The sequence below is a fragment of the Pseudomonas proteolytica genome (assembly GCF_007858275.1).
Lineage (GTDB): Bacteria > Pseudomonadota > Gammaproteobacteria > Pseudomonadales > Pseudomonadaceae > Aquipseudomonas > Aquipseudomonas proteolytica.
Map to the genome: position 1 here is coordinate 49,851 of NZ_VFEV01000018.1, position 23,648 is coordinate 73,498.

The 23,648-nt window shown below is 61.9% G+C and carries 26 protein-coding genes and 1 pseudogene; 9 read left to right on the plus strand and 18 right to left on the minus strand.

What is annotated here, in order from left to right; genetic code table 11:
• The first annotated feature begins 53 nt into the window (after positions 1-53).
• Positions 54-788, plus strand: a complete 735-nt coding sequence (locus tag FIV38_RS14800) for a tellurite resistance TerB family protein (RefSeq protein ID WP_092236308.1) — start codon at positions 54-56, stop codon at positions 786-788.
• 58 nt (positions 789-846) lie between these two features.
• Here FIV38_RS14800 and FIV38_RS14805 read toward each other — a convergent pair.
• The 6 genes and pseudogenes from FIV38_RS14805 to FIV38_RS14830 form a co-directional block, all read right to left on the minus strand.
• A pseudogene (locus FIV38_RS14805) lies at positions 847-1,575 on the minus strand (hypothetical protein).
• Between the two features lie 269 nt (positions 1,576-1,844).
• Positions 1,845-4,556 (minus strand): magnesium-translocating P-type ATPase, encoded by a 2,712-nt coding sequence (gene mgtA / locus FIV38_RS14810; protein WP_092236311.1) that lies wholly within the window; start codon positions 4,554-4,556, stop codon positions 1,845-1,847.
• 204 nt (positions 4,557-4,760) lie between these two features.
• Positions 4,761-5,045, minus strand: coding sequence for a hypothetical protein (locus FIV38_RS14815; protein WP_029294588.1), 285 nt, complete (start codon positions 5,043-5,045; stop codon positions 4,761-4,763).
• 309 nt (positions 5,046-5,354) lie between these two features.
• Entirely contained in the window at positions 5,355-5,966 is a 612-nt protein-coding gene (locus FIV38_RS14820) for a LysE family translocator (protein ID WP_092236314.1), read from the minus strand.
• Between the two features lie 52 nt (positions 5,967-6,018).
• Positions 6,019-6,846, minus strand: coding sequence for an AraC family transcriptional regulator (locus FIV38_RS14825; protein WP_092236317.1), 828 nt, complete (start codon positions 6,844-6,846; stop codon positions 6,019-6,021).
• 41 nt (positions 6,847-6,887) lie between these two features.
• Positions 6,888-8,171 carry an arsenic transporter gene (locus FIV38_RS14830; protein ID WP_070996302.1) on the minus strand — a complete coding sequence of 428 codons (1,284 nt, stop codon included), beginning with the start codon at positions 8,169-8,171 and terminating at the stop codon, positions 6,888-6,890.
• 142 nt (positions 8,172-8,313) lie between these two features.
• Here FIV38_RS14830 and FIV38_RS14835 point away from each other — a divergent pair, with 142 nt between their 5' ends.
• From FIV38_RS14835 to FIV38_RS14850, 4 genes are all read left to right on the plus strand, one after another.
• Positions 8,314-8,529: a hypothetical protein gene (locus FIV38_RS14835; protein WP_003212603.1), complete on the plus strand. Its 216-nt coding sequence runs from the start codon at positions 8,314-8,316 to the stop codon at positions 8,527-8,529.
• 191 nt (positions 8,530-8,720) lie between these two features.
• Complete coding sequence (locus FIV38_RS14840) at positions 8,721-9,416, plus strand: AzlC family ABC transporter permease (RefSeq protein ID WP_070996350.1); 696 nt, start codon at positions 8,721-8,723, stop codon at positions 9,414-9,416.
• The gene (locus FIV38_RS14845) at positions 9,413-9,724 is read left to right on the plus strand and encodes an AzlD domain-containing protein (RefSeq protein ID WP_092236320.1); all 312 of its coding nucleotides are present in this window, start codon (positions 9,413-9,415) and stop codon (positions 9,722-9,724) included. Before FIV38_RS14840 ends, FIV38_RS14845 begins: the two co-directional genes overlap by 4 nt.
• A 69-nt stretch (positions 9,725-9,793) precedes the next feature.
• Positions 9,794-10,147 (plus strand): hypothetical protein, encoded by a 354-nt coding sequence (locus tag FIV38_RS14850; RefSeq protein WP_029294612.1) that lies wholly within the window; start codon positions 9,794-9,796, stop codon positions 10,145-10,147.
• Positions 10,148-10,284: 137 nt separating this feature from the next.
• Here FIV38_RS14850 and FIV38_RS14855 read toward each other — a convergent pair whose 3' ends face one another.
• The 11 genes from FIV38_RS14855 to FIV38_RS14900 form a co-directional block, all read right to left on the minus strand.
• On the minus strand, positions 10,285-10,989 hold the full coding sequence (locus FIV38_RS14855; protein ID WP_029294615.1) for a YoaK family protein: 705 nt from the start codon (positions 10,987-10,989) through the stop codon (positions 10,285-10,287).
• A gap of 80 nt (positions 10,990-11,069) precedes the next feature.
• Entirely contained in the window at positions 11,070-12,704 is a 1,635-nt protein-coding gene (locus FIV38_RS14860) for an ABC-F family ATP-binding cassette domain-containing protein (RefSeq protein WP_092236324.1), read from the minus strand.
• A 255-nt stretch (positions 12,705-12,959) separates the two neighbouring features.
• A complete protein-coding gene (locus FIV38_RS14865) occupies positions 12,960-13,976 on the minus strand; it encodes a DNA topoisomerase IB (protein ID WP_092236327.1) in 1,017 nt (338 codons plus the stop codon).
• 66 nt (positions 13,977-14,042) lie between these two features.
• A complete protein-coding gene (gene modC, locus FIV38_RS14870) occupies positions 14,043-15,128 on the minus strand; it encodes a molybdenum ABC transporter ATP-binding protein (protein WP_092236331.1) in 1,086 nt (361 codons plus the stop codon).
• Positions 15,128-15,808: a molybdate ABC transporter permease subunit gene (gene modB / locus FIV38_RS14875; protein WP_070996299.1), complete on the minus strand. Its 681-nt coding sequence runs from the start codon at positions 15,806-15,808 to the stop codon at positions 15,128-15,130. The genes modC and modB overlap by 1 nt, the downstream gene beginning before the upstream one ends.
• Entirely contained in the window at positions 15,809-16,564 is a 756-nt protein-coding gene (gene modA, locus FIV38_RS14880; protein ID WP_371923826.1) for a molybdate ABC transporter substrate-binding protein, read from the minus strand. It abuts the gene before it with no gap.
• Positions 16,565-16,677: 113 nt separating this feature from the next.
• The gene (locus tag FIV38_RS14885; RefSeq protein ID WP_092236334.1) at positions 16,678-17,742 is read right to left on the minus strand and encodes an NAD(P)H-dependent flavin oxidoreductase; all 1,065 of its coding nucleotides are present in this window, start codon (positions 17,740-17,742) and stop codon (positions 16,678-16,680) included.
• Between the two features lie 70 nt (positions 17,743-17,812).
• On the minus strand, positions 17,813-18,889 hold the full coding sequence (ada, locus tag FIV38_RS14890; protein ID WP_092236336.1) for a bifunctional DNA-binding transcriptional regulator/O6-methylguanine-DNA methyltransferase Ada: 1,077 nt from the start codon (positions 18,887-18,889) through the stop codon (positions 17,813-17,815).
• A gap of 575 nt (positions 18,890-19,464) precedes the next feature.
• A complete protein-coding gene (gene alkB, locus FIV38_RS14895; RefSeq protein ID WP_092236339.1) occupies positions 19,465-20,133 on the minus strand; it encodes a DNA oxidative demethylase AlkB in 669 nt (222 codons plus the stop codon).
• A 32-nt stretch (positions 20,134-20,165) separates the two neighbouring features.
• Complete coding sequence (locus tag FIV38_RS29975; RefSeq protein WP_092236342.1) at positions 20,166-20,333, minus strand: hypothetical protein; 168 nt, start codon at positions 20,331-20,333, stop codon at positions 20,166-20,168.
• Positions 20,334-20,359: 26 nt separating this feature from the next.
• Complete coding sequence (locus FIV38_RS14900) at positions 20,360-20,662, minus strand: DUF1883 domain-containing protein (RefSeq protein ID WP_003173824.1); 303 nt, start codon at positions 20,660-20,662, stop codon at positions 20,360-20,362.
• Positions 20,663-20,875: 213 nt separating this feature from the next.
• Here FIV38_RS14900 and FIV38_RS14905 point away from each other — a divergent pair, with 213 nt between their 5' ends.
• The 4 genes from FIV38_RS14905 to FIV38_RS14920 all read left to right on the plus strand — a co-directional run bounded on the left by FIV38_RS14905 (position 20,876) and on the right by FIV38_RS14920 (position 23,284).
• Complete coding sequence (locus FIV38_RS14905; RefSeq protein ID WP_029294633.1) at positions 20,876-21,226, plus strand: hypothetical protein; 351 nt, start codon at positions 20,876-20,878, stop codon at positions 21,224-21,226.
• A gap of 182 nt (positions 21,227-21,408) precedes the next feature.
• Positions 21,409-22,059: a c-type cytochrome gene (locus FIV38_RS14910; protein ID WP_029294635.1), complete on the plus strand. Its 651-nt coding sequence runs from the start codon at positions 21,409-21,411 to the stop codon at positions 22,057-22,059.
• The gene (locus tag FIV38_RS14915) at positions 22,056-22,979 is read left to right on the plus strand and encodes a c-type cytochrome (RefSeq protein WP_092236345.1); all 924 of its coding nucleotides are present in this window, start codon (positions 22,056-22,058) and stop codon (positions 22,977-22,979) included. The genes FIV38_RS14910 and FIV38_RS14915 overlap by 4 nt, the downstream gene beginning before the upstream one ends.
• Positions 22,980-23,053: 74 nt before the next feature.
• The gene (locus tag FIV38_RS14920) at positions 23,054-23,284 is read left to right on the plus strand and encodes a hypothetical protein (RefSeq protein ID WP_029294639.1); all 231 of its coding nucleotides are present in this window, start codon (positions 23,054-23,056) and stop codon (positions 23,282-23,284) included.
• Positions 23,285-23,293: 9 nt separating this feature from the next.
• Here the strand turns inward: FIV38_RS14920 and FIV38_RS14925 are convergent, their stop codons facing one another.
• A complete protein-coding gene (locus tag FIV38_RS14925; protein WP_029294641.1) occupies positions 23,294-23,575 on the minus strand; it encodes a YgdI/YgdR family lipoprotein in 282 nt (93 codons plus the stop codon).
• Positions 23,576-23,648 lie beyond the last annotated feature (73 nt).

A 23,648-nucleotide genomic window follows, 5' to 3' on the forward strand; every position in this document is an offset into this window, starting at 1 on the left:
CAGCAGGGACTATTGTTGGTTGTCTGGCGCACAGCCCATAGGAGGGCGATACCATGAACACCAGTGCTCTACTGGAACAACTGCTACGGGCAGGTCAAGCCTCGATGTCGCAGCAAGGCGGTTCGGCGGCTCCCCAGGGCGGCGCGGGAGGTCTCGGCGGGTTGGGTGGCCTGCTCGGTGGTTTGCTCCGGGGTGGCGGCTCTGCACCCTCTGCAGCTGGTGGTGGCGGCCTGGGCGATCTGCTGGGGGGCCTGGGTGGTATGTTGGGCGCAACCCCGGCGGGTGGTTCGACCCAGGCGCGCAGCGGTGGTACCAACTACGCGGCCCTGGCGTCATTGGGGATGATGGCATTCCAGGCGTATCAAGCCTGGCAGCGCCAGCAGGCTTCGGCACCGCAACAGGCCTTGCAAACGGTTGATCAACTCTCCGGCTCCGACGTCGAGGCCCATAGCCATGCAGTGCTGCGTGCATTGATCGCGGCGGCCAAGGCGGATGGACGGATCGACGAAAAAGAAATGGCGTTGATCTCCCAGGAGATCGGGCGCCACACCGACGACCCCGACCTGCGGCAATGGCTCGATGCCCAAATCGCCAAACCCTTGGATGCGCGGGATTTTGCCGAATATGCCGGTGACCCGGCGGTAGCCGCCGAGGTCTACCTGGCTAGCGTGATGCTGGTGGATGACCAGCAGGACGCCGAGCGCAACTACCTGGATGAACTGGCGGGAGCGCTGGGCATCGAGCCTGAGTTGCAGCTGCACCTCGAACAGCAAACCAAACCGGCCTGATACCCGATACCCATGTAGACGCTGCCTCGCGCAGCGAAACAGCGTCTATATCAGTCCTTCAGAATCGCAGGGTCGCCCCCGTGGTCAGCCAGCGGTCGTGATCCCCCGTCAGGTTGCGCCCGACCACCAGGTCTACATCCACCTGCTTTCCCAGATGCACCCGCGGCCCAGCCTGCCAGGCCTGGTCGCCATGCTGCTGGCCGTAGCGCTCCGCCAGCAGCGTCAGAGAGTCCGCCACGCGGTATTCCAGGCCGGTGCCCCAGGTCAGCCGCTGGTTTTGTTCGCCATCGTCATAGGCGTGGCTCCAGCCGGCATTGAGGTTCAGGCGCAGTGTCTCAAACGCTTGCCAGGTCAGCGGTACGCCCAGGTCTGCGCCGTCGAATGGGTGCCGACGGTCCACAGCGATATGCGCCGCTGCCGCCCAGGCGATCTCCACGCCCGCATCCTGCCAGGCCCACAGAGACCCCTTGAGTTGCGGGCTGAGGTGGCTCAGCCCAGGCTCATCCTAGATGGCGGCGCCCCATTGCAGATTAGGCAGCGCCCTTGATGTGCAGGCTGCGGAGAGGGTGGTGCGCTGTGTTGAACGGGTGTAGCCAGCGTCGACATTGCATTCGCCCGGGGCGTTGATCGCGCCATCGTCCACCACGTAGCTACCGCCTGCGGCAAAGGCCTTGGACAGCAGGCCCAGGGCCAGGGTGGCGCCGATAAAGATCAGGTTGCGGCGCAGCGCCCGTTGCCGCGACGCCGGTAGCCAGGTGAAGGCCGAAAAGAGGGAGTGTTTGTGCATGGGCTCATGCTCCAATTGAACGAGTTGTCTGTAGTGATTGGGCGTGGCGAGCGTTTTTTTGTGGCAGATGGGCTTGGTGTGGCGAGCGGGCTTGCCCCGCGCTGGGCTGCGAAGCAGCCCCAAAACCTGCCACCTTGGGCTATCTGATAGAACTCAGTGACTCTATTAGGGCTGCTTCGCAGCCCAGCGCGGGGCAAGCCCGCTCGCCACACCAAGCCCATCTGCCACAAAAAATAGCCGCCACATCCAGCCCGCTTAGCGCCGCAAACTCAGTACCACTGCTTGAACCGGCGGATGTAGAGAGTCTTCATCAGTTGCGCCACGCAGCAGTAGGCCAGCAGGGTGCCGACCAGCCATGGGAAGTACGCCCAAGGCAACGGTTGCAGACCCACGAGGGTGCCCAGGGGTGAGAAGGGCACATAGATCCCCAGCGCGATCACCAGGCTGGTCATCAGCAACACCGGCCAAGCCGCTGTGCTCTGGAAGAACGGGATCTTGCGGGTGCGCAACATGTGCACCACCAGGGTCTGGGAGAGCAGCCCTTCGACGAACCAGCCGGACTGGAACAGGGTCTGCATTTCTACGCTGTTGGCCGAGAACACGTACCACATCAGGGCAAAGGTGGTGATGTCGAAGATCGACGAGGTCGGCCCGATCCAGATCATGAAGCGCCCGATGTTCTGCGCGTCCCACTTGCGTGGCTTGGCCAGGTACTCCTTGTCCATCTTGTCCCACGGCAGGGCCAGTTGGGAGATGTCGTACATCAGGTTTTGCAGGAGCAGGTGGATCGCCAGCATCGGCATGAAGGGAATGAACGCACTGGCCACCAGCACCGAGAACACGTTGCCGAAGTTGGAGCTGGCCGTCATGTTCAGGTACTTCATGATATTGCCGAAGGTCTCGCGGCCTTTAAGCACACCTTCCTCGAGGACCATCAGGCTCTTTTCCAGGAGGATGATATCGGCCGATTCCTTGGCAATATCGGTTGCGCTGTCTACCGAGATACCGACGTCGGCATCGCGCAGGGCTGGCGCATCATTGATCCCGTCGCCGAGGAACCCCACGGTGTGACCGTTGGCCTGCAAGGCCTTGAGCACCCGGGACTTTTGCAGCGGGGTCAGCTTGGCGAACACCGTGCGTTGTTCGACCTGCTGCTTGAGGGTGGCATCGTCCATGGCCTCGATGTCCACGCCCAGCAGCGGCTCGCCGGGCTCCAGGCCGACCTGGCGGCAGATGGTGCGGGTGACCACGGCGTTATCGCCGGTCAGCACTTTGACGGCGACACCGATCTCTTGCAGCGCGGCAATGGCCGGGCCGGCGGTTTCTTTTGGCGGATCGAGGAACGTCAGGAAGCCGTGGATCACCAGGTTGCGTTCATCGGCCGGGGTATATTGCTGGCGCGCCAGGGCCTTGGGGATGTTGCGGGTGGCGACCACCAGCACCCGGAAGCCGTCCTCGTTGAACTCGCTGGCGGTGTGTAGCAATTCCTGGCGACGCCGCTCATCCAGGGCCACGGCGCTGGCGCCTTCCATTACATGGGTGGCGATATCGAGCATTTCTTCCACGGCCCCCTTGCACACCAACAGGTGATCGCCGTGGGCGTCCTTGACCACAATCGACAGGCGGCGACGGACAAAGTCGAAGGGCAGTTCATCGACCTTGCTGTAGGCAAACGGCACCTGGAACTTGGGGTTGTGCTGGGAGAACGCCAACACCGCCTGGTCCATCAGGTTCTTCATGCCGCTTTGGTGGTGGCTGTTGAGCCAAGCCAGGGACAGCACCTGGTCGTCCCGCTGGCCGAAGGCGTTGACGTGGTGCTCGAGGATGATTTTGTCCTGGGTCAGGGTGCCGGTCTTGTCGGTGCACAGCACGTCCATCGAACCGAAGTTCTGGATCGCATTCAGGCGCTTGACCACCACTTTGCGCTTGGCCATGGCGTTTGCGCCCTTGGCCAGGTTGGCGCTGACGATCATCGGCAGCATTTCCGGGGTCAGGCCCACGGCCACCGCCAAGGCAAACAGGAAGGCATCGCCCCAGTCGCCCTTGGAAAACCCATTGAGGAAAAACACGATGGGCACCATCACCAGCATGAAGCGGATCAACAGCCAACTGACGCTGTTCACCCCGCGGTCGAAGGCGGTCTGGACCCGGGAGCCGACGATGGCCTTGGCCAGCGAGCCAAAATAGGTGCGTGGCCCCGTCGCAACCACCACCGCCTGGGCGCGGCCGCTGACAACGTTGGTACCCATAAAGCAAATATTGGGCAGGTCCAGCAGGTTGCTCTGGTCCGTGGCGCTCGGGGTGGCGGACTTTTGCGTGACATCGCCCAGGGTGTCGTACTTCTCCACTGGCAGGGCTTCACCGGTCAGCACGGCCTGGCTGATAAACAGGTCGCGGGACTCGATCAGGCGGATATCGGCCGGGATCATGTCGCCGGCCGACAATTGCACGATATCCCCGGCCACCAGGTCGCGCATCGGCACTTCGCGCAGGGTGGGTTTGGCGCCGACCTGCTCACGGCGTAGCACCGTGGCAGTGGTGCGCACCATGGCCTTGAGGGCTTCGGCGGATTTGGCCGAACGGTGTTCCTGCCAGAAGCGCAGCAGGCTGCTCAGGGCGACCATGGTCATGATGATAATGACCTTGGTCAGGTCCACTTCTTCACCGGCGCGCAGCGGCAGCCAGTAGTCGGTGACAAAGCTGATCACCGCGAGGGTCAGCAGCACGTAGATGAAGGGGTTGTTCAGGGCCTGGAGGAACTGCACCACCGCATGGGGCGGCTTGTCGTGGGCCACCTCGTTATAGCCTTCGCGTTGCAGGCGGGCGCTGGCATCCAGTTCGGTCAGGCCGTCTTTGGTTGCCCGGACGTTGGCCAGGGTGGCCGCCAGGCCGTTTTGCGCTTCGCGGGCGGCGCGCATCGACAGTTTGCTGGCATTGGCGGTGTTGTTGTCTGGACGTTGTTTAGTGTTTACGGCGCTCATGGTTTTTACTCCTGTCGACATACCCGTTACTTGCCTGGCAGGCGGGCGCAAGTATGCCGATTCGCAATGTTTGCGATCAGTTCCAATAACTTTAAAGAGGCGAGTTAATTAACGGGCGCGCAGAAAACTACGGCTGGCTTAGTTCGCAAGGAACGCCAGTTAATTAATTGACCAATAATCAGGAAGTTGCTGTTTCCAGTCGGCTTATGCCGCGCGGGCGCTGAGCATCAGGCGCGCTTGGGCAAGCAGGCTGGAAACGCTCCGTCTCTGCGGATCTTGAGGGTCGGCGTGGTCCCATTGCTGAACCAGGTGGCCGGTGGTGGGGCACAGACGCCAGTGCGCCTGCAGGTGTGCCTGGCTGGTACGCGGGGAAGGGCAGGCAAAGGCCGTGCGCACTGGGGCAACGCCCACGAAAGTACGGCACAGCTTGGCACGCAGGGCTGAGGCCAGCGTGCGTACATCAGGTAGAACAAGGGTTTGGAAATTCATAACACACCTCGGGACCGGACTGGCGCCGGCGCAAGGCAGTTACGTTGGAGCATCAATCTCTAGCGCAGCTTACCCGGCCTTGAAGGCGAGTCCCGTCATTACACTGGGTTTGGCGCCCGACCCCCGCATTCGCAGGTGAAGGACAGCAACTAGATACTGTGTCCATTGGCTTCTTTTGTGAGGTTGAAAAAAGGCCCGAGTTGCAGGCACGGGCAATCTACTCAGGCAGGCAGTGGATGTCAATCAATAATCAACCTGTTTGTGGGTCGTTCAGACTTCATTCAGATTGGAGTTATTCAATATATAAGTTCAAAGGCTGTAGGCGGCCAATAACGCCAGATAGATCAATACCAACCCACAGGCGCCATGACTGATTCGTTGCCAAGTTGGCGAGGCGTTCTTTCGCAAGACATTCACCAACCCTGCGATCAAAAAGCACGACAGGATCGAGGCCAGCATAAAACCTGCGAAGAACATCAAGGTCTGGCCGTGGCTCGGGGTGGCGCCAACGATGCCTGACAGGGCACTGCCCAAGGCACCCCAGTACACGATGTTCTTCGGGTTGGCCAAAGAGATGGCGGCCCCGACCATCAGCGCATTGCGCCCGCTGCTGGCTGGGGCGCTGTCGGGTTGCGGCAGGCGCCAGGCATCCAGCAGGCTGCGCAGGCCGAGCCAGGCCAGGTAAAGCGCGCAAACGGCGGTCAACGGTACGCGCACCGCCTCGTGCTGGATCAACAGGGCCATGCCGGTGAGGCCGATCACCGCCCACGTCGCGTCGCCCACCAGCGAGCCTATCTGCACCAGCAGCGCTGGCGTGAACCCATGCAACAGGCCCCGGCGTAGCGTCTCTGCGAGCACGGCGCCGGGGGACAGGCAAAACACAAAGCCAAATACCAGCGCAGAAAAAAAGATCGTCAACATCACCACCCCCAAAATTAACCGGTAACTCTTGTAGGAGTCGGCAAGCCGGCTCCTACAGGTCAGTTTGAGGGCGGGGCAGGTGTGCTGTCTTGGACAGGATTGCGCTTTGATAGCGGCCAGGGGTAATGCCATAGGCCGCACGGAAGTGCCGATTGAGATGGCTCTGGTCGGCAAAACCCAGGTCATGGGCAACCTCGGCGGCGCCCAGGCCACTGCGCAACAAGCCTTGTGCGCGGCGCGTGCGCAGTTGCATGGCCCATTGGCGCGGACTCAGGCCGGTTTCTTTCTGGAAGGTGCGCAAGACGTGGAATTTGGACAGGCCCAACTCGTCGCCCAAGGCCTCCAGGGCCACACCCTGGTGCAACTGCGCGGCGAGCAGTTCCTGGGCCTGGGCGACTAGCTTTGACCCCGCACTGGCACCTGCCGGCAGGCGCACACCACTGAGCCTGACCACTTCGGCCAGCAGCAACACCAGCGCCTCTTCGTTGAGCCCGCGTACCAGCGGGTCGACGCTTAATGCCCCCTTGGCGGCCTGCGCCAGTTGCGCCGCCAAAGCGGGGGCAAAACATAGCGCGCGGTCGAACTCCAGGTGCGCCAGCCCGAGGTCGCTGGCCAGGCGGTCGGCACCGGCGTACAGGCTGACAAAGTGCCAGGGCGCGCCCTGGGCCGCGCCGCCACCCTGGATCTGGCCGGGGTTGTACAGGGTGATACTGCCGGGCCCGGCCTCAAAGGTGCGGCGGTCCAGCCAGACCTGTTCCTCACCGATCAGGTTGACGCCAATCACGCACTCGTCGTGGCTATGGCGGGCAAACGTCAGGCCGCTACAGGTGGTGCTGCTGATTTCGTAGTGGCCCAGCCAGGCGTGGTGCGCAGAACTCATCGGGTGGGCTCGGTGGCGGCAAGTGGCCAAAGCATACCTTTTTAGACACTCAGTCGCAGGGCCAGCGCGGCCAGGGTGATCAGCAGCACCGGCAGGGTCAGCACGATACCCACCTTGAAGTAGTAGCCCCAGGTGATACGAATGCCCTTGCGCGCCAGAATATGCAGCCAGAGCAGGGTCGCCAGGCTGCCGATAGGCGTGATTTTCGGGCCCAGGTCGCTGCCGATCACATTGGCGTAGATCATCGCTTCCTTGACCACGCCCACGGCATGGCTGGCTTCGATGGACAGCGCACCGATCAGCACGGTCGGCAGGTTGTTCATCACCGAAGACAGCAGCGCCGTCAGCAACCCGGTGCCCAGCGCCGCGCCCCACACGCCGTAGTCGGCAAAGGTGTTGAGCCAGGTGGCCAGGTAAGTGGTCAGGCCGGCGTTGCGCAGGCCATACACCACCAGGTACATCCCGAGGGAGAAAATCACGATCTGCCAGGGGGCTTCCTTGAGCACCTTGCGCGTGGATATCTTGTGGCCTTTGGCGGCGATCACCAGCAGCAACAAAGCGCAGGCGGCCGAGATGGCACTGATGGGAATGCCCAGCGGTTCCAGGGCAAAACAGCCGACGAGTAGAATGCCCAGCACCCACCAGGCGGCGTGGAAAGTCGCCGGGTCATGAATGGCGCTGGCCGGTTCGGGCAGGTCGGCGGGGTCATAACTTTGCGGGATATCACGGCGGAAGAACCACAGCAGCACCGCCAGGGTCGCGGCGACACTGACCAGGTTGACCGGCACCATGATCGCCGCGTACTCGTTGAAACCGATCTTGAAGTAGTCTGCCGAGACGATGTTCACCAGGTTGGACACCACCAGCGGCAGGCTGGCGGTGTCGGCGATAAACCCTGCGCCCATCACGAACGCCAGGGTCGCCGCGGGTGAGAAGCGCAGCGCCAGGAGCATCGACATGACAATCGGCGTGAGGATCAGGGCCGCGCCGTCATTGGCGAACAACGCCGAGACCAGCGCGCCCAGCAGCACCATGTAAGCGAACAGCCGCCGGCCTCGGCCACGGCCCCAGCGTGCGACGTGCAACGCGGCCCAGGCGAAAAAACCGGCCTCGTCGAGGATCAGGCTGATGATAATCAGGGCGACGAAGGTACCGGTGGCATTCCAGATGATCTGCCACACCACCGGGATGTCTGCCAGGCTGATCACGCCACAGGCCAGGGCGAGGATCGCCCCCATTGACGCACTCCAGCCTACCCCAAGGCCTTTGGGTTGCCAGATGACCAGCACAATGGTGAACAGGAAGATGGCGACGGCAGCAAGCATCAAGGACATTCTCCGCGGGGTGGCGATTCGACATTTGATTGACCTGTGACAAGGTACTGGGATTGCGTGGCAAGTGCTTGAAATTAAAATGAAACACAACTGTCCTAAAGTGCCCGCCATTGGTGATAAAGGAAGTAACTGTGTGACCCGTGCCACTCGTAACCTGCGCAAGACCCTCGATTCTGTCGCGGACAACAACGAAACCGCGGCTTTCGACTTGATGCGCGCGGTCGAAAAACTCAGCGATGAAGTGCTGCGTCAGCGGCTGCTCAACACCATCCACCGCCTTAACCAGGATGCCCACGAACTGCGGGAGGCCAGGGATGCGGTGGAGCGGGTGTCGGTCAAACTGGCGTGATAATGGCACGTGCCTCCAGGGCCGGTGAAGTGGCGGCATTTATTGATAAGGCTGCCACGGCCCTGCAGCAATAGCCCTGCTGGGCAACCCTCTGTCCCTGCGCCGGGGCGTTGCCTGCTGCAAGATCGTTCAAGACAATCCGGGTTGGCGCTGCCATGCTTATCGACTGTCTGTCGATGAGCCTGTTGTCCATGCCTACTGCCTTGCCGCATTACGCTTTCGCCCGCGGCGCGATTGCGATCATTCCTCTTTCATTGGCCTGCGCCCCATGGGGCCTGTTGGCCGGCTCCCTGGCGATTGACGCCCAGTTCACCCCGCTGGAAAGCCAGGGCCTGTCGGCCATTGTGTTCGCCGGTGCCGCGCAGTTGGTGGCGATTGGCATGGTCAAGAGCGGCGCCAGTCTGATTGCCATTTTGCTCACCACGTTGCTGCTGACCTCCCAGCACTTGCTGTATGGCATGCATATGCGCGCCACCCTGTCGCCTTTGCCGGCGCGGTGGCGCATGAGCCTGGGCTTTTTGCTCACGGATGAGTTCTTCGCGTTGGTCAGCCAATATGACCGCCAGACCTTCAACCGTTGGTATGCCCTGGGCGTGGGCCTGACGTTCTATGTGGCCTGGAACCTGTTTACCCTGGCCGGCATCGTGCTCGGCAAGAGCATCCCCAACCTCGATCAACTGGGCCTGGAGTTCTCCATCGCCGCAACCTTTATCGCCTTGATCACCCCGGTGGTGCGTGATGTGCCAACGGTGGTGTGCGTGGCGGTGGCCTTGCTGTTTTCGGTGCTGCTCAGTTACTGGCACTGGGAGTCGGCGGTGGTGGTGTCGGGGTTGCTGGGGATGTGTGCAGGGTATGCCTGCAAACGCTTGGGAGTGGGGCAGCAATGATTTTTGTGATGATTATCGGCATGGGCCTGGCGGTGTTTTTCAACCGTTACCTGTTTCTTGAGCCGCGCTTGCCGGTGCGCCTGAATCGCGGCGCGCGGGAGTTTCTCGGGTTCGCGGTGCCCGGCATGTTGACGGCCATTTGCGGGCCGATCATTTTCCTCTCCGAGCACAAGCTCAACCTGAGCCCCACCAACCCTTACTTGTTGGCCGGGGTCTGCGCGGTGGCCTTGATGTTCTGGACCCGCAGCGTGTTGACCACGGTGCTGCTGAGCATGGCGCTGTTCTATCTGTTCCGCTGGTTGCTTTAAGTGTTCCTGTGACGGCTATCGCCACGAGGTTTCAATGGTAAAGTCGCGTTTTTTCAAGGAAGCGATGGCATGCGGAAGGTAGTGATAGGTGCGTTGGTCCTGGCGGCGCTGGCCGGTTGCGCAGGTTCGAAGATGAAAGACGCACGCTCTGGCGCGCCCTATAAAACCCTGGCCTCAGACAAGGCCGCATTGGTCGTCGCCCAGTGCATCCAGTTCGGCTGGCAGGACGAGGCGGTGTTCGGTGTGGATGCCGGCGGCTTTATGGAGCCGGCGCAAGGCGGGGGCCATACGGTCTACACCACGGGCGGTGACTACTTTGTCGACGTGCGCAGTGTCGGCAGCAGCACTACCGTCAGTTACTACGCTGCCGAAGATAATTTCGCGGCCAAGCGCCGCCTGGCCGCTGCTGCGACCTGTCTGTAAGTTGCTTCCTTAGAATTCTTCAGAAATGCCCGGCGGACACCCCGCCGGCTTTGCCTTAAAATGCCCGCGCTTGCCCGACATGATGGCTCTTTACCAGCACATGGATGTCGAGGCCTAAATGTCGGGCAAGCACCTTTTCAGCGTGGCATATAGCCCAGGTGCCAGCGCCGCGGAATCTTCAGCGACACCAGCCCCAGCAGCGCCGACAACAGGCCGCTGACCAGCAGGGCCTTGATCCCCAGCTGATGTTCGAGCAAGGCGCCAATCACCGCGCCGACAAACATCCCGGCCCACGGGATCAACTGCACGCGCCAGCCATTACGGCGCTCCCCCAGCATCCAGCGCCCCAGCCCGCGACCGAAACGCGACAACGCGCCGGTCACGTAAGTCAGCCCCACGGGCAGGCCATTGACCTGTTCCACCGCCGCATTAAGCATGCCCATGGCGATGATCGCGGCCAGCACCGCGGGTAATTGCTCGGCCATCGGCCACGCGGCGGCGCCGCACAGCAGCGTGGCGATACACAGCAACAGCGGCAACGCGTGGCGCTTGCTGATGCGGCTGATGATCACCCCCAGCGCATTGCCCAGGATAAACGTCGCCACCAGCAGGGTGAGGCGCCCGGTCAGCCCCAGGTCGCCTTCACTGATCGCCACCGCCAGCCGCGTGGTGTTGCCACTCATGAACGAGACAAAATCCCCACTGGCCATAAAGCCGATGGCGTCGGTCATGCCGGCCAGCACCGAGAGGCTGGCCACCAGTGTCAGGCCGATGCGCCCCCGCCATTTGTGCTGGTGCTGCAGGGCGGTATTGATCAGGGGTTTAGGGGAGGAGGGCAGCACGGCGAGAGGTTCCTCAATGAGATTATCCGGCCACTAACGTAGGACGCTTTCGGGTTAACTGCAATGACTTGGCACATCCTTCAGTGCACCTCCAGGCGCCAGCCCATGGCGTCCCAGGTCAGGACATGGGTCGGTTTGAGCGCGTTGAGAAACGCCGCGTCATGGGAGACCGCAATCAGCGCGCCGGCAAACCCCTGTAAAGCCTGCTCGAAGGCCATCACCGACTCCAGGTCCAGATGGTTGGTGGGCTCGTCCAGGAGCAGCAGTTGCGCGGGGATCTTGCGCCATAAAGCAATCGCCATCGCCGCCTTCAAGCGCTCACCCCCGCTGAGTTGGCCGATGGGTTGGGTGACGCGCAACGCGTCCAGTTGCAACAGCGCCAGGCGAGTGCGCAGTTGGGCTTCGGCCAGGGGTGTGTCCATCAATTTGAGTTGTTCGACGATCGATTGCCCATCGTCGAGCAGGGTCAACTGCTGGTCGAGATAGGCACAGGGCACATGAACCGTGCATTGGCCGCTGATGGGTTGCCATTGACCCGCCAGCAGTTTGAGCAGGGTGGACTTGCCGCAGCCATTGGGCCCATGGACCGCGACCCGCACCGGCCCGCTCAGGCTCGCGTTGATAAAGGTGCTTGGCGCGTGCGGATCGAGCCAGGGCAACTGGCAGTCGGTCAGGGTCAGCACTTGGCGACCTGCGGGCAGGGGCGTGCCGGGCAAGGCGAGGAAGGTCGGCGTTTCGTCCACCACCCGTTCGTGGGCGGTGCGTACGCGTTCATTCAACGCCTGCTTTTGCTGCACATGGGCGCTGCGCACGTTACTGACGATTTCGTTGGCGGCGCCTTTCCACCTGGATTTGGTGAAGGCGTCGACATTGGCGGTCTGCGCATATTTACGGGCGCTGGCGGCGTGGCGCTGGAAGCTGTCGATATCCTTTTTCAAGCGTTGATGCTCACGCCGCCGATCCAGCCGGGCGTGTTCCAGGGCCGCCTGGGCGGCGTGTTGTTCGGCATCGCGCTGCGCACGATAGTCGTCGTAGTTGCCGCCATAGAGCCGGGCCCCGAGGGGTGACAGCTCGATGATCCGCCCCAGGCTATTGAGCAGGCGCCGGTCATGGCTGACCACCACCAGGCCACCGCGCCAGGCGCTGAGGGTCGCCAACAGCCAGTCGCGACCGGCGCTGTCGAGATGGTTGGTGGGTTCGTCGAGAATCAGCAACTGCGGCGCACGCAACAGGGCGCCAATCAGGGCGATCCTGGCCAATTGGCCGCCGCTCAGTTGTGCGGCGGGTTGAGCGGGACTGATCTGCGCCAGGCCGGCACCGTCGAGCGCCTGGCGCAGGCGCTCGGCCAGGTCCCAGCGATCGTCGATCAGTTCCAGGTCGTCAGCTTGCGCTTGACCCTTTGCCAGGCGTTCAAGGGCGGCCAGGATCTGCGCACAACCGCTGACCTGGGCCACGGTCTGCCCTGGCAGCAGCTCAATGCTTTGTGGGACATAGGCGATGCGGGCCGAGGACTTGATAACGCCATGCGATGGCTCAAGCACGCCGGCCAACAGACGGGCCAACACACTCTTGCCCATGCCATTACGGCCGACAATCCCGGTGGGGACGTGATCGATAGAGAAGTTGATGTCTTCCAACAGCGTCTCGCCATTGGCGAATTGGAAACCCACGTGATGCAAGGAAACAAGTACAGGCAGCCGGTTGACGTCAGTCATCAGCACCTCCAGAACAATGTGGCACAAGCCAACAAGCGCGCCAGGCGGCTCGTTGCGTTTACATGTTGGAAGGCTTAGTTGTTCACGTCGGCGGTCATCCTGCGGTAGGAAAGGTCCGATAGCCTAGCGCAGTTGCGGCATATTTCCTACGCCTTTGGCAAGGTCAATGCCGCCTGTAGGAGCGAGCTTGCTCGCGAAGCGCGTGTATGCAGGATAAACGCGGTGCCCTCGAGTTTTTCTCGAGCAAGCTCGCTCCTACAGTTGTTCGAGAAACATCGCCAGCCCGACTTCTTCGGCCTTCAGGCCCTTGCGTACCCTGGGCCTGGGCAGCTTCGCCAGCGCGCCCAGGCTGAAGTGCTCGAGCACGGCCGGGTGGATGTAGCACTTGCGGCACACCGCCGGGGTGTTGCCAAGCTGCCGGGCGACATTCTTGACCATCTGCACCACATGCCTTTTGGCATCCGATTCCGGTTGCCATGCCAGTTCGCGCAAGACTGCCAGGGCCTGGGCGCTGCCGGCCCAGGTGCGATAGTCCTTGGCGGTAAAGTCGGCCCCAGTGAGGCTGTGCAGGTACGCGTTGACGTCAGTGGAGCTGACGGTATGCCGCTCGCCGTCTGCGTCCAGGTACTGGAACAGGTTCTGCCCCGGCAACTCCAGGCAGCGTTTGAGCACGCTCGCCAGGCGCCGATCCTTGATGCTGACCTGGTGCTCGACACCGCTCTTGCCACGGAACTGGAACTGGATTTCGCTGCCCTTGATATCCACGTGACGGGTGCGCAACGTGGTCAGGCCATAGGAGCGGTTATCGCGGGCGTATTGGCTGTTGCCGACGCGGATCAACGTGGCATCGAGCAATAGCACCACGGTAGCCAGGACCTTCTCCCGATTGAACCCCGGCGCCTCGACCTGTGCTTGCAGCTGCTTGCGCAGTTTGGGCAGCGCATTGCCGAACGCCTGCAGCCGTGAGTACTTGTCGCTGTCGCGCACTTCGCGCCAGCGTGGGTGATAGCGGTATTGCTTGCGGCCCCGGGCGTCACGCCCGGTGGCCTGCAGGTGCCCCTTGGGATCGGCGCAGATCCATACGGCGGTATAGGCCGGCGGGATAGCGAGGGCGTTGATCCGCTGGATTTCGGCGGCGTCGGTCAGGCGTTGGCCGTGACTATCGAAATACTGGAACTTGCCCCGCAGTTTGCGGCGGCTCAAGCCTGGTTGAGTGTCGTCAACATAGTGCAGGTCACGGGGCAGGTCCACGGGCAGGCTGGAGTCGGGCATGGGGCAGAGTCCTTGGCAACAAATCAGGCCGGTATGGCTGATTGACCGCAGCCCTGTGCCGTCCGTTCAAGCCAGTACCGCGACCGCCTTGATCTGTGCCCACAGTGCCTGGCCGGGGTGCACCTGCAGTTGGTCCCGCGAGTAACGGGTGATCCGCGCCAGCAGTGGTGTGCCCGCCGCGTCGAGCCGCACCAGCACATGGGCGCTGTTGTCGGCGGGGATCTCCTGGGTCACGGTCACGGGCAAGCAGTTGAGGATGCTGCTGTGCTCCCCGGGTTGCAGGCTGAGGCTGACATCCCGGGCCTGGACCTTGAACCGCAGGTGCTTGCCCAGGTCGAGCGGGGCATGGGCCACGCGCATTTGCAGCGGGCTGTCGGGCAGTTGCAGGGTCAGCAGTTGGTAGTGGGCGTCATGGCTGCTGACGGTTCCATTGATAACCACGCCGGCATCGTCGCCACGGGCCAGCGGCAGGTCGAGCCGCGCCAGGGTTTCGCCGATCGGGCCGCTGGCCAGGGCCTTGCCCTCACTGAGCAGGACAATGTGATCGGCCAGGCGCGCCACTTCATCCTGGGCATGGCTGACGTACAACACCGGGATTTCCAGTTGGTCGTGCAGGCGCTCCAGGTACGGCAGGATTTCGCCTTTGCGCTGGCTGTCGAGGGCGGCCAGGGGTTCGTCCATCAGCAATAGCTGCGGGCTGGTGAGCAGCGCGCGGGCGATGCCGACGCGTTGGCGCTCGCCGCCAGACAAATGCTGCGGATGGCGATCGAGCAGGTGGCCGATGCCCAGCAATTGCGTGGCGTGGGCCAGGTCTACGCGGCGCTGGCCCTTGGGGATGCGCTTGAGGCCGAACTCCAGGTTGGCCAGCACCGACAGGTGGGGAAACAGGCTCGCCTCTTGAAACACATAGCCGAGGGCACGCTTGTGCGGTGGCACAAATACACCGTTGCGGCTGTCTTGCCAGACCTGATCGTTGATCTGCACAAAACCATCGCCGGCCCGCTCCAGCCCGGCAATGCAGCGCAGGCACGTGGTTTTGCCCGAGCCCGAATGCCCGTAGAGCGCGGTGACGCCGCGCCCCGGCAGCTTCAGGTCAACATCCAGGGCAAACCCGGAATAGTTCAGTTGCAGGCGCACTTCAATCATCGACATCAGCTCCAGCCTGCCTTGGTTTTACGGCTGGAGTAGAGCGCCAGCAGCACCAGGAAAGAAAACACCACCATGGCCCCGGCCAACCAGTGGGCCTGGGCGTACTCCATGGCTTCGACATGGTCGTAGATCTGCACCGAGACCACGCGGGTCTTGTCGGGGATATTGCCACCGATCATCAGCACCACGCCGAACTCGCCCACGGTATGGGCAAAGCCAAGGATCGACGCGGTGATAAACCCGGGGCGGGCCAGCGGCAGGATCACGCTGAAAAACGTATCCCAGGGATTGGCTCGCAGGGTGGCAGCGACTTCCAGGGGCCGGCTGCCAATGGCCGAGAACGCGTTTTGCAACGGTTGCACCACAAACGGCATGGAGTAGATCACCGAGCCAATCACCAGGCCGGCAAAGCTGAAGGTCAAGGTGCCCAGCCCCAGCCATTGGGTGAACTGCCCGAGGTAACCGTGGGGCCCCATGGTCAGTAGCAGGTAGAAACCAATCACCGTCGGCGGCAGCACCAGCGGCAGGGCGACCACCGCGCCTATCGGCCCGCGCCACCAGGAGCGCGTGTGCGACAGCCATAGGGCGATGGGAGTGCCGATGATCAGCAGAATCACGGTGGTCAGCGACGCTAGTTTCAGGGTCAGCCAGATCGCGGAAAAATCGGCACTCGATAGCGGCATTTACAGTTGATAACCGTAGGATTTGATAACGGCAGCGGCTTTAGGCCCCTTGAGGTAGTCAACCAATGCCTTGGCGGCCGGGTTGTCCTTGCCTTTGTTGAGGATCACCGCGTCCTGTTTGATCGGGTCATGCATTTCGCCAGGGACGATCCATGCCGAGCCGCTGCTGACTTTGCCGTCTTTGTAGATCTGCGACAAGGCCACAAAGCCCAATTCGGCATTGCCGGTGGACACGAACTGATAGGCCTGGGTGATGTTCTGCCCTTCGACGAGCTTGCTCTTGACCTGTTCGGTCAGGCCTAGTTTGGCCAGCACCTGGGTGGCAGCGAGGCCGTAGGGTGCAGCTTTCGGGTTGGCAATGGACAGGTGCTGGTACTCATTTTTCTTCAGCACTGCGCCCTTGGCATCCACATAACCTTCCTTGGCCGACCACAGCGCCAGGGTGCCCACCGCGTAGGTGAAGCGCGAACCCTTGACGGTGTCGCCTTCGCTTTCGAGTTTTTGCGGGGTGGTGTCGTCAGCGCTGAGGAACACTTCAAACGGCGCGCCGTTCTTGATCTGGGTATAGAACTGCCCGGTGGCCCCGTAGGCAGCGACCAACGTGTGGCCAGTGTCCTTTTCGAAATCAGCGGCGATGGCCTGGATCGGTGCGGTGAAGTTGGCGGCGACCGCCACCTGGACTTCGTCGGCCTGTGCCGAGCCCAATGTAAAGAGGGCGATCAGGGCGGTAGGGGCCAGGCGTGAGGCGCGGATCATCATGAAGCAGCTCCTTGGAGTGCCGACGTGGCGGCTTGTTAGAGTTAGTCGCTATGTACGTGAATATATAGCGGTTCGCCATCGTCGGTACAGTGCAAAGTTGCCTCAGGGGTCTAGCCCTTGTTGAGTTGTGCCAGCGCCTGGCGGGCCAGCCTCAGGGTCAGCTCGCGTGTTGGCAGATCCTGGCCCAGGCGCAACGCCTGGCCGGCCCACAGGCTGCTGAAGTCGGCTTCATCCAGGGCGCGCAACGGCATCAACGCACCACCGGCCAAGGGAAACGCCGGGGCTGTGGGGTTAATTGGCCCCAGTTCGCGCATCACCCGATTGACGATCCCTCGCGCCGGGCGGCCGGTGAACAGGTTGGTCAGTGCCGTTTCGTTGGCCGGGGCACTATGCAGCGCCTGATGGTGGGAGGGCGTGATAGTGGCCTCGGGCGTGAACAGGTAGGCCGTACCAATCTGCACGGCCGAGGCGCCAAGGGCGAAGGCGGCGACGATCCCTCGTGCATCACCGATCCCGCCGGCGGCGATCACCGGCACGTTGACCGCATCCACCACCTGGGGCACCAGGGCCATGGTGCCAATCTGGCTGGTCAGGCGGTCGTTGAGGAACATCCCGCGATGCCCGCCGGCCTCATAGCCCATGGCGATGATTGCATCGCAGCCATGCTGTTCCAGCCAGATCGCTTCTTCAACCGTGGTCGCGGACGACAGCACTTTTGCACCGGTGGCCTTGACCCGATCGAGCAGAGACTTTTCCGGCAGGCCGAAGTGGAAACTGACGACCTGCGGGCGAAACTCTTCCACCACTTCACAGGCGGCATTATCGAACGGTGCGCGATTGGAGACCGGAGTGGGCGCGTCAAAATCGGCGCCCAATTCCCGGTAATACGGCTCCAGGATCTGCTTCCACTGGTGATCGCGCTCGGAGTCGGGGACCGGCGGCTGATGGCAGAAGAAATTGACGTTCAGCGGGCGCTCGCTGGCCTGGCGAATGGTGGTCAGGGCCTGGCGCAGTTGATCGATGCTCAAGGTGGCGGCAGGCATGGAGCCCAGGGCGCCGGCCTGGCTTGCGGCGATCACCATCTGCGGGCTGGTGCTGCCGGCCATGGGCGCCTGGATGATCGGCAGTTCAATGCCCAGCAGGTCAAGAATCCGCGTGTCTGGCCAGATGCTCATGGGGTGCTTCTCCAGTGGATTAACGGTCTGGCCCTTTTAACAGGGGCGGCCCAGGCAAGGCCAGTCTGTATTATTCACTGGACGTCGACGATTGTTCATGCGGGGTGTTGTGTTCGCGCTGGAGCAACTGCCGCTTGCGCTCCACGCCCCACCGGTAACCCGAAAGATGGCCATCGCTGCGGACCACGCGGTGACAGGGAATCGCCACGGCCAGGCAATTGGCGCCGCAGGCCTGGGCCACGGCGCGAAAGGCCGTGGGCGCGCCGATGCGCTGGGCGATCTCGGCATAGCTGGCCGTGCTGCCTACCGGAATTTCCCGCAAGGCCTGCCAGACCCGCTCCTGGAAGGCGGTGCCGCGCAGGTCCAGGGGCAGGTTCAGGCCCAGGGCCGGAGCTTCGATAAACCCCACCACCTGGGCAATCAACTGTTCAAAGTCGGGGTCGGCGCCGATCACATTGGCCTGGGGGAACTGGTCTTGCAGGTCGCGCGCCAGCTGATCCGGATCATCGCCCAGCAAGATGGCACACACGCCACGATTGCTCTGGGCCACCAGAATTGCGCCCAGCGAACACTCGCCGACAGCGAAGTGAATGTCGTTATGGGTGCCACCGGCCTTGTAGTCGCTGGGCTTCATGCCAAGCAACTGGTTGGCTGACGCGTAGAAGCGGCTGTTGGAGTTGAAGCCTGCATCGTACAGCGCGTCGGTCACCGACTGATTGTCCAGCAGGTGAGCCCTGAGCTTGCGTGAGCGATGGGCGCGGGCGTAGCCCCTCGGCGTCAACCCGGTCAGGGTCTTGAACACCCGATGGAAATGGAACGGGCTCAGGCCGGCGCCGTTGGCCAGGTCCTCCAGGGAGGGCAGCGCCTGGGCCTGTTCGATGTGACGGCAGGCCGCAGCGACCAGGTGCGCATGGCGCTGCGCGACCTGGGTCTGATCGGCCGAGGTACGTTTATTGGGGCGGTAGCCGGCTGCTTCGGCCTGCTGCGGGGTGTCGAAAAACTCGACGTTCTTGCGCAGTGGCTGACGTGCGCTGCTGCTGGGGCGGCAATACACGCCGGTGGTCTTGACCCCGTAGACGAACGTCAGGTCCGCTGTGGCATCGCGGGCGACAATCGCGGCCCAACGCAGGTCATCTTCAGTGGTCATGGCAATGGCTCGACAGCGCAACAGTGGCACCCAGAATAACCGCTGAGGTGGAGTTGGACACTCCGTTACTTGCGGTCGAATTCACCCTGGCAATGACGCTTGCCGTAGCGCGCTCAATGTGGCGAGCGGGCTTGCCCCGCGCTGGGTGGCGAAGCCGCCCCAATAGCCTCACCATGTTCTGCCAGCTACACCGAGGTGGCTGGTTTTAGGGCTGCTGCCGCAGCCCAACGGGGGCGATACGGCGTTCCGGCAAGCCCCCTCGCCACAGGGTTGCAACTTACGGTGGATCGCAGGCTTCCTGTGGCGAGCGGGCTTGCCCCGCGCTGGGTGGCGAAGCCGCCCCAATAGCCTCACCATGTTCTGTCAGCTACACCGAGGTCGCTGGTTTTGGGGCTGCTGCCGCAGCCCAACGGGGGCGATACGGCGTTCCGGCAAGCCCCCTCGCCACAGGGTCGCAACTTACTGTGGATCGCAGGCTTCCTGTGGCGAGCGGGCTTGCCCCGCGCTGGGCTGCGCAGCAGCCCCAAGAGCCCCCCCAAGTTCTACCAGGCACACCGAAGTGCCAGTTTTCAAGGTCAGCCTGCCTTGCGAAACGTCAGGTTGATCCGTTGTGGGCCCATGCGCGGGTGTACGCCGTGTTTGATCGGCAGCACGCCATGAAAGCGCAGGCGGTCGACACCGCCCCAGACCACCACATCGCCATGGAACAGGGAAGTTTTCTGGGTCTTGTCACTGCGCTGATGCCCACCAAACAGAAACACCGCCGGCAGCCCCAGGGAAAGCGAGACCACAGGCGCGCTGAAGTCGCGCTCGTTTTTGTCTTGGTGCAGCGACATCCTTGCGCCTGGAACGTAGCGGTTGATCAGGCAGGCGTCCGGGGCAAAGCCCTCGAACCCCGCAGCGGCCGCTGCCGTTGTCGCCAACTCGCGCAGGACGTTCGGCAATGCCGGCCAGGGCTGATGGCGCTCGGGGTCGATGGGGCTGTAGCGATAGCCTTGGCGGTCAGTGGTCCAGCCCAGGTCACCGCAACTGCTCAGCGCGGCCGACATGGTAAAGCCACCGGGGGTGACCATTTGCCGGAACGGTGACTGGGCCAGTACCGCACGCAACTCCGGTAACAAGCGCTCAAGCCAGGGCAGGGCATAGCCCCTGAGGACGTAAGACTGTTCGCCAATCTGCTCGCGACGGGCCGGCTGCTGCAAGGCCTCGTCGCTGAACAGATCACCGGTGGAATGAGGGTCCATGTTGCACAATCACTCCGTTGCGGGTGAGGATTTTACAGGGCCTTGCTCACAGTGATTTCAGTTATCTGGTCACTGGCATCGTGAATCTTGGCCAAGGCTTGTTGGGCTTCTTCGATGCTCGCCGCGTGTAACTGGGCAAATTCGAAGCGGCGCTCGCCGTTGAGTTTGTACTTGATGACGTATTTAGTGGTTTGAGTCACGGTCGTTCCTGTGGCGTGGGGCGCAATCAGCTGAGTTTGGTGCTGGTGCGGCGAACAATGCGGATTTTATGGGACAACGCCGGCTTGCGCGTAACGCTGATGGCACGGCGCGTTACCACGTCCAGGGTAATGTTCCAGAACCCGGTGCTCGGCGCGGTGATCTTGGCCGGGAACTTGTCGAATGCACCGCCGTGATAAGTGTGGCGACCGCCGTTTTTAAAACTGCGAAAATTCGCATCGCTCATCAGACGGATATTGCAGGTCTGCGAGCATTCAATGACGACAATATCCCCTTCGTTCAAGTGTTCGCGCTGGTGGATGAATTTCATGGGGGGTGTCTCCAGAAGGGCTTTTTCTGAAAAATCAGAACGATACGTAGGTTAAGATGGAGTTTATCAGCCCCAGCACGTTTATTATCGGGTCGTCGTCGACGTCTTCGACAATTTAAAACAGTTATTTACCGATATATCAGGGATAAATCCTACGTGGGCGGGAGAAAAATACCATCCCCGCTGTCGTAGGGTCTTTATCGGAGGTTTTGTATGAAGTGGAGTGTATTGGTTCTGGCCCTGGCAATAGGTGGATGTGCTTCGGTTTCAGACATCAAGCAGACACCGCCGACACTGGCGGTTATCTCCGGGAAAAAACCGCAGGAATACGCGGCGTGTGTGGTGCAAAAACTGTCGTCGACCCGCCGTCCGTCGCAGATCGAACCTCACAAGGAAGGTGTGCGGGTGATTGTGCCTCAGAAGTTTTCGGCTGACCCTTCGGCCATTTTTGAAATCGAAGACCGCTCCAGCGGTAGCAGCATCAAGCTCTACGAGAGCATGTCCAATGTGCCGATTCGTCCGGGTGACGTGAAAAAAGCTGCGGAAGACTGCATTTCCGGCTGAGTTCACGGCGCCGCTCATACGCGATCAACTCCGATCAAGAAGCCCGGCCTGCGGTTGCAGTGCCGGGCTTTTTATTGTCCGCAATTTCTTACGCTGCGGTTGTGACTGTCAGCTCATTACCCTACCATTTGTAGGCTTATTCATTGTAGGTCTAAGCATATAACTATAAAAATGGAGTCGTGATGATGTCTGTGGAGAGAGTGTTGATGGGTGGCGCCTTGCTACTCATGCTCGGCAGCGCGCAAGCGCTGGAGGGCAAAAAGGTATTCAGTGAAGGTGGCGCGCAGCCTGGCGCTGCCGCGTGCATGGCGTGCCACGGGGCGGATGGCCTGGGGTTGGCTGCTGCGGGGTTTCCCAGGCTGGCGGGGTTGCCAGCGGGTTATTTGAGCAAACAACTGCATGATTTCAGGAGTGGCGCGCGCAGCAACCCGGTGATGACGTCGCTGGCCAAGGCGCTGACCGAGGAAGAAATCGCTGCGGTGAGCCAGACACTGGCGGCGATGCCGGCGCCGGTTGTGCCAGCCGGGCATCGCAGCGCTACCCCCACCAATCCTGCCGAAAAGCTGGCGTTGCAAGGCGCCTGGGAGCGGCAGATCCCCGCGTGTGTCAGTTGCCATGGCCCGTCGGGTGTGGGGGTGGGCGAGGCGTTCCCGCCGTTGTCAGGGCAGTCTGCGGCTTATCTGGCTGCTCAGCTCAATGCCTGGCGCAGTGGCACCCGCCACAATGATCCCAATGACTTGATGGGGCATGTGGCCAAATCCCTGACTGATGATGAAGTGCAGGGGATCGCAAACTATTTCGCCTCCTTGCCTGGCCAGGAGGTCAAACCATGAAGAAGCTGTCATTTGCCCCCGTGTTTGTCGCGTTGATCAGTGCGCCTGCCTGGGCGGCACCGATTGCCATGGAAGATCAGTCGCAACTGAAGGTGCCCGCTGCGGTGCCTGCCGCCACGGCGTTCCAGCCGCCTCAGGAAAGCGAATTGCCCGACAACGCCTACGGCAAGCTGGTGATGCAGGGCTATGCGTTGTTCGTCGATACCAAGCGCCTGGCGCCACAGTTTGTCGGCAACGGCCTTAACTGCAGCAACTGCCACCTGGATCAGGGACGTTTGGCCAATTCGGCGCCGCTGTGGGGCGCCTACCCGATGTACCCCGCGTACCGAAAAAAGAACGACAAGGTCAACACGTTCGCCGAACGTCTGCAGGGCTGTTTCCAGTTCAGCATGAACGGCGGCAAGCCTCCGGCAGCCGACAGTCACGAGATTACCGCGCTGTCGACGTATGCCTACTGGCTGGCGAGCAAGGCACCCTTGGGCGTGGAGCTGCCGGGGCGCGGCTATCCCGAGGTGCCACAGCCGGCCAAAGGCTACAACCTGGCGCAAGGTGCCGAGGTGTACAAGGCGCAGTGTGCGGTGTGCCATGGCGCCGAGGGGCAGGGGCAGAAGGTGGGCGACAACTACGTGATGCCACCGTTGTGGGGTAAGGATTCCTACAACTGGGGCGCCGGTATGCATCGGATCAACACGGCGGCTTCTTTTATCAAGCACAACATGCCGCTGGGTAAGGGCGGGAGCTTGACCGACCAGCAGGCCTGGGACGTGGCTGCCTACGTCAATCGCCATGAGCGCCCGCAGGACCCGCGACTGGTGGACGGCTCCGTGGAGAAAACCCGCGTCAAGTTTCACGCCAATGATGGGGTGAACCTGTACGGGCAAACGGTCGATGGCGTGCTGATTGGCCAAGGCATCCGTTAAACTACTGCCTGAACACAAAAAATGCCGCTCAAACCCCGGGGTTTGAGCGGCATTGTCATTCTGGAAAACCAATTATGAAGCGTGAACGTGTCAAAGAGCGGCATGCAGAGGGTCACATCTCTGCGACCCATGTGATTCAAAATCCGGCCAATTCAGGGGAGTGGATCGTGTTTTTCAAGAAAAGCGGCGGGCGCAGCTTTTTCCTGGTGGATGATCATGATGAGGTCGAATCGTTTGAGAAGCTGGATGACCTGATCGACACCATCCGCGGCCTTGGCATCAAGTTCGCCGAGATTCACATGTAAGCGCCCGGTTTACTTGCAGACCACTACCACACTGCGGCCCTTGAAGTTGCCCACATCGGCGCCCAGGGTCTTGTCGCTGTCCTTCAAGGCTGGCGTGCCTTCGGTGCCGACGATACGGTATCCGGTACCCGCGCAAGAGGCGTCGGCCTTCTCGTAGCAGCTGGCCCAGGAGTTGGCCTCGCCTGAACAATCAATGGTCAGGCCTTGTTCGCCGTTTTTCAGGTAAATGTCGGAAGTGGTGGTGCAGCCGGCGAGCGCCAGTACCGAGATCAGTGCCAGAATCTTGTTCATGTAAGGTTCGTCGTTGAGAAATGTTAAGGGGGCGCAGACACTGTCGTGGGGCGTTTTCAGCGAGATTATAGCC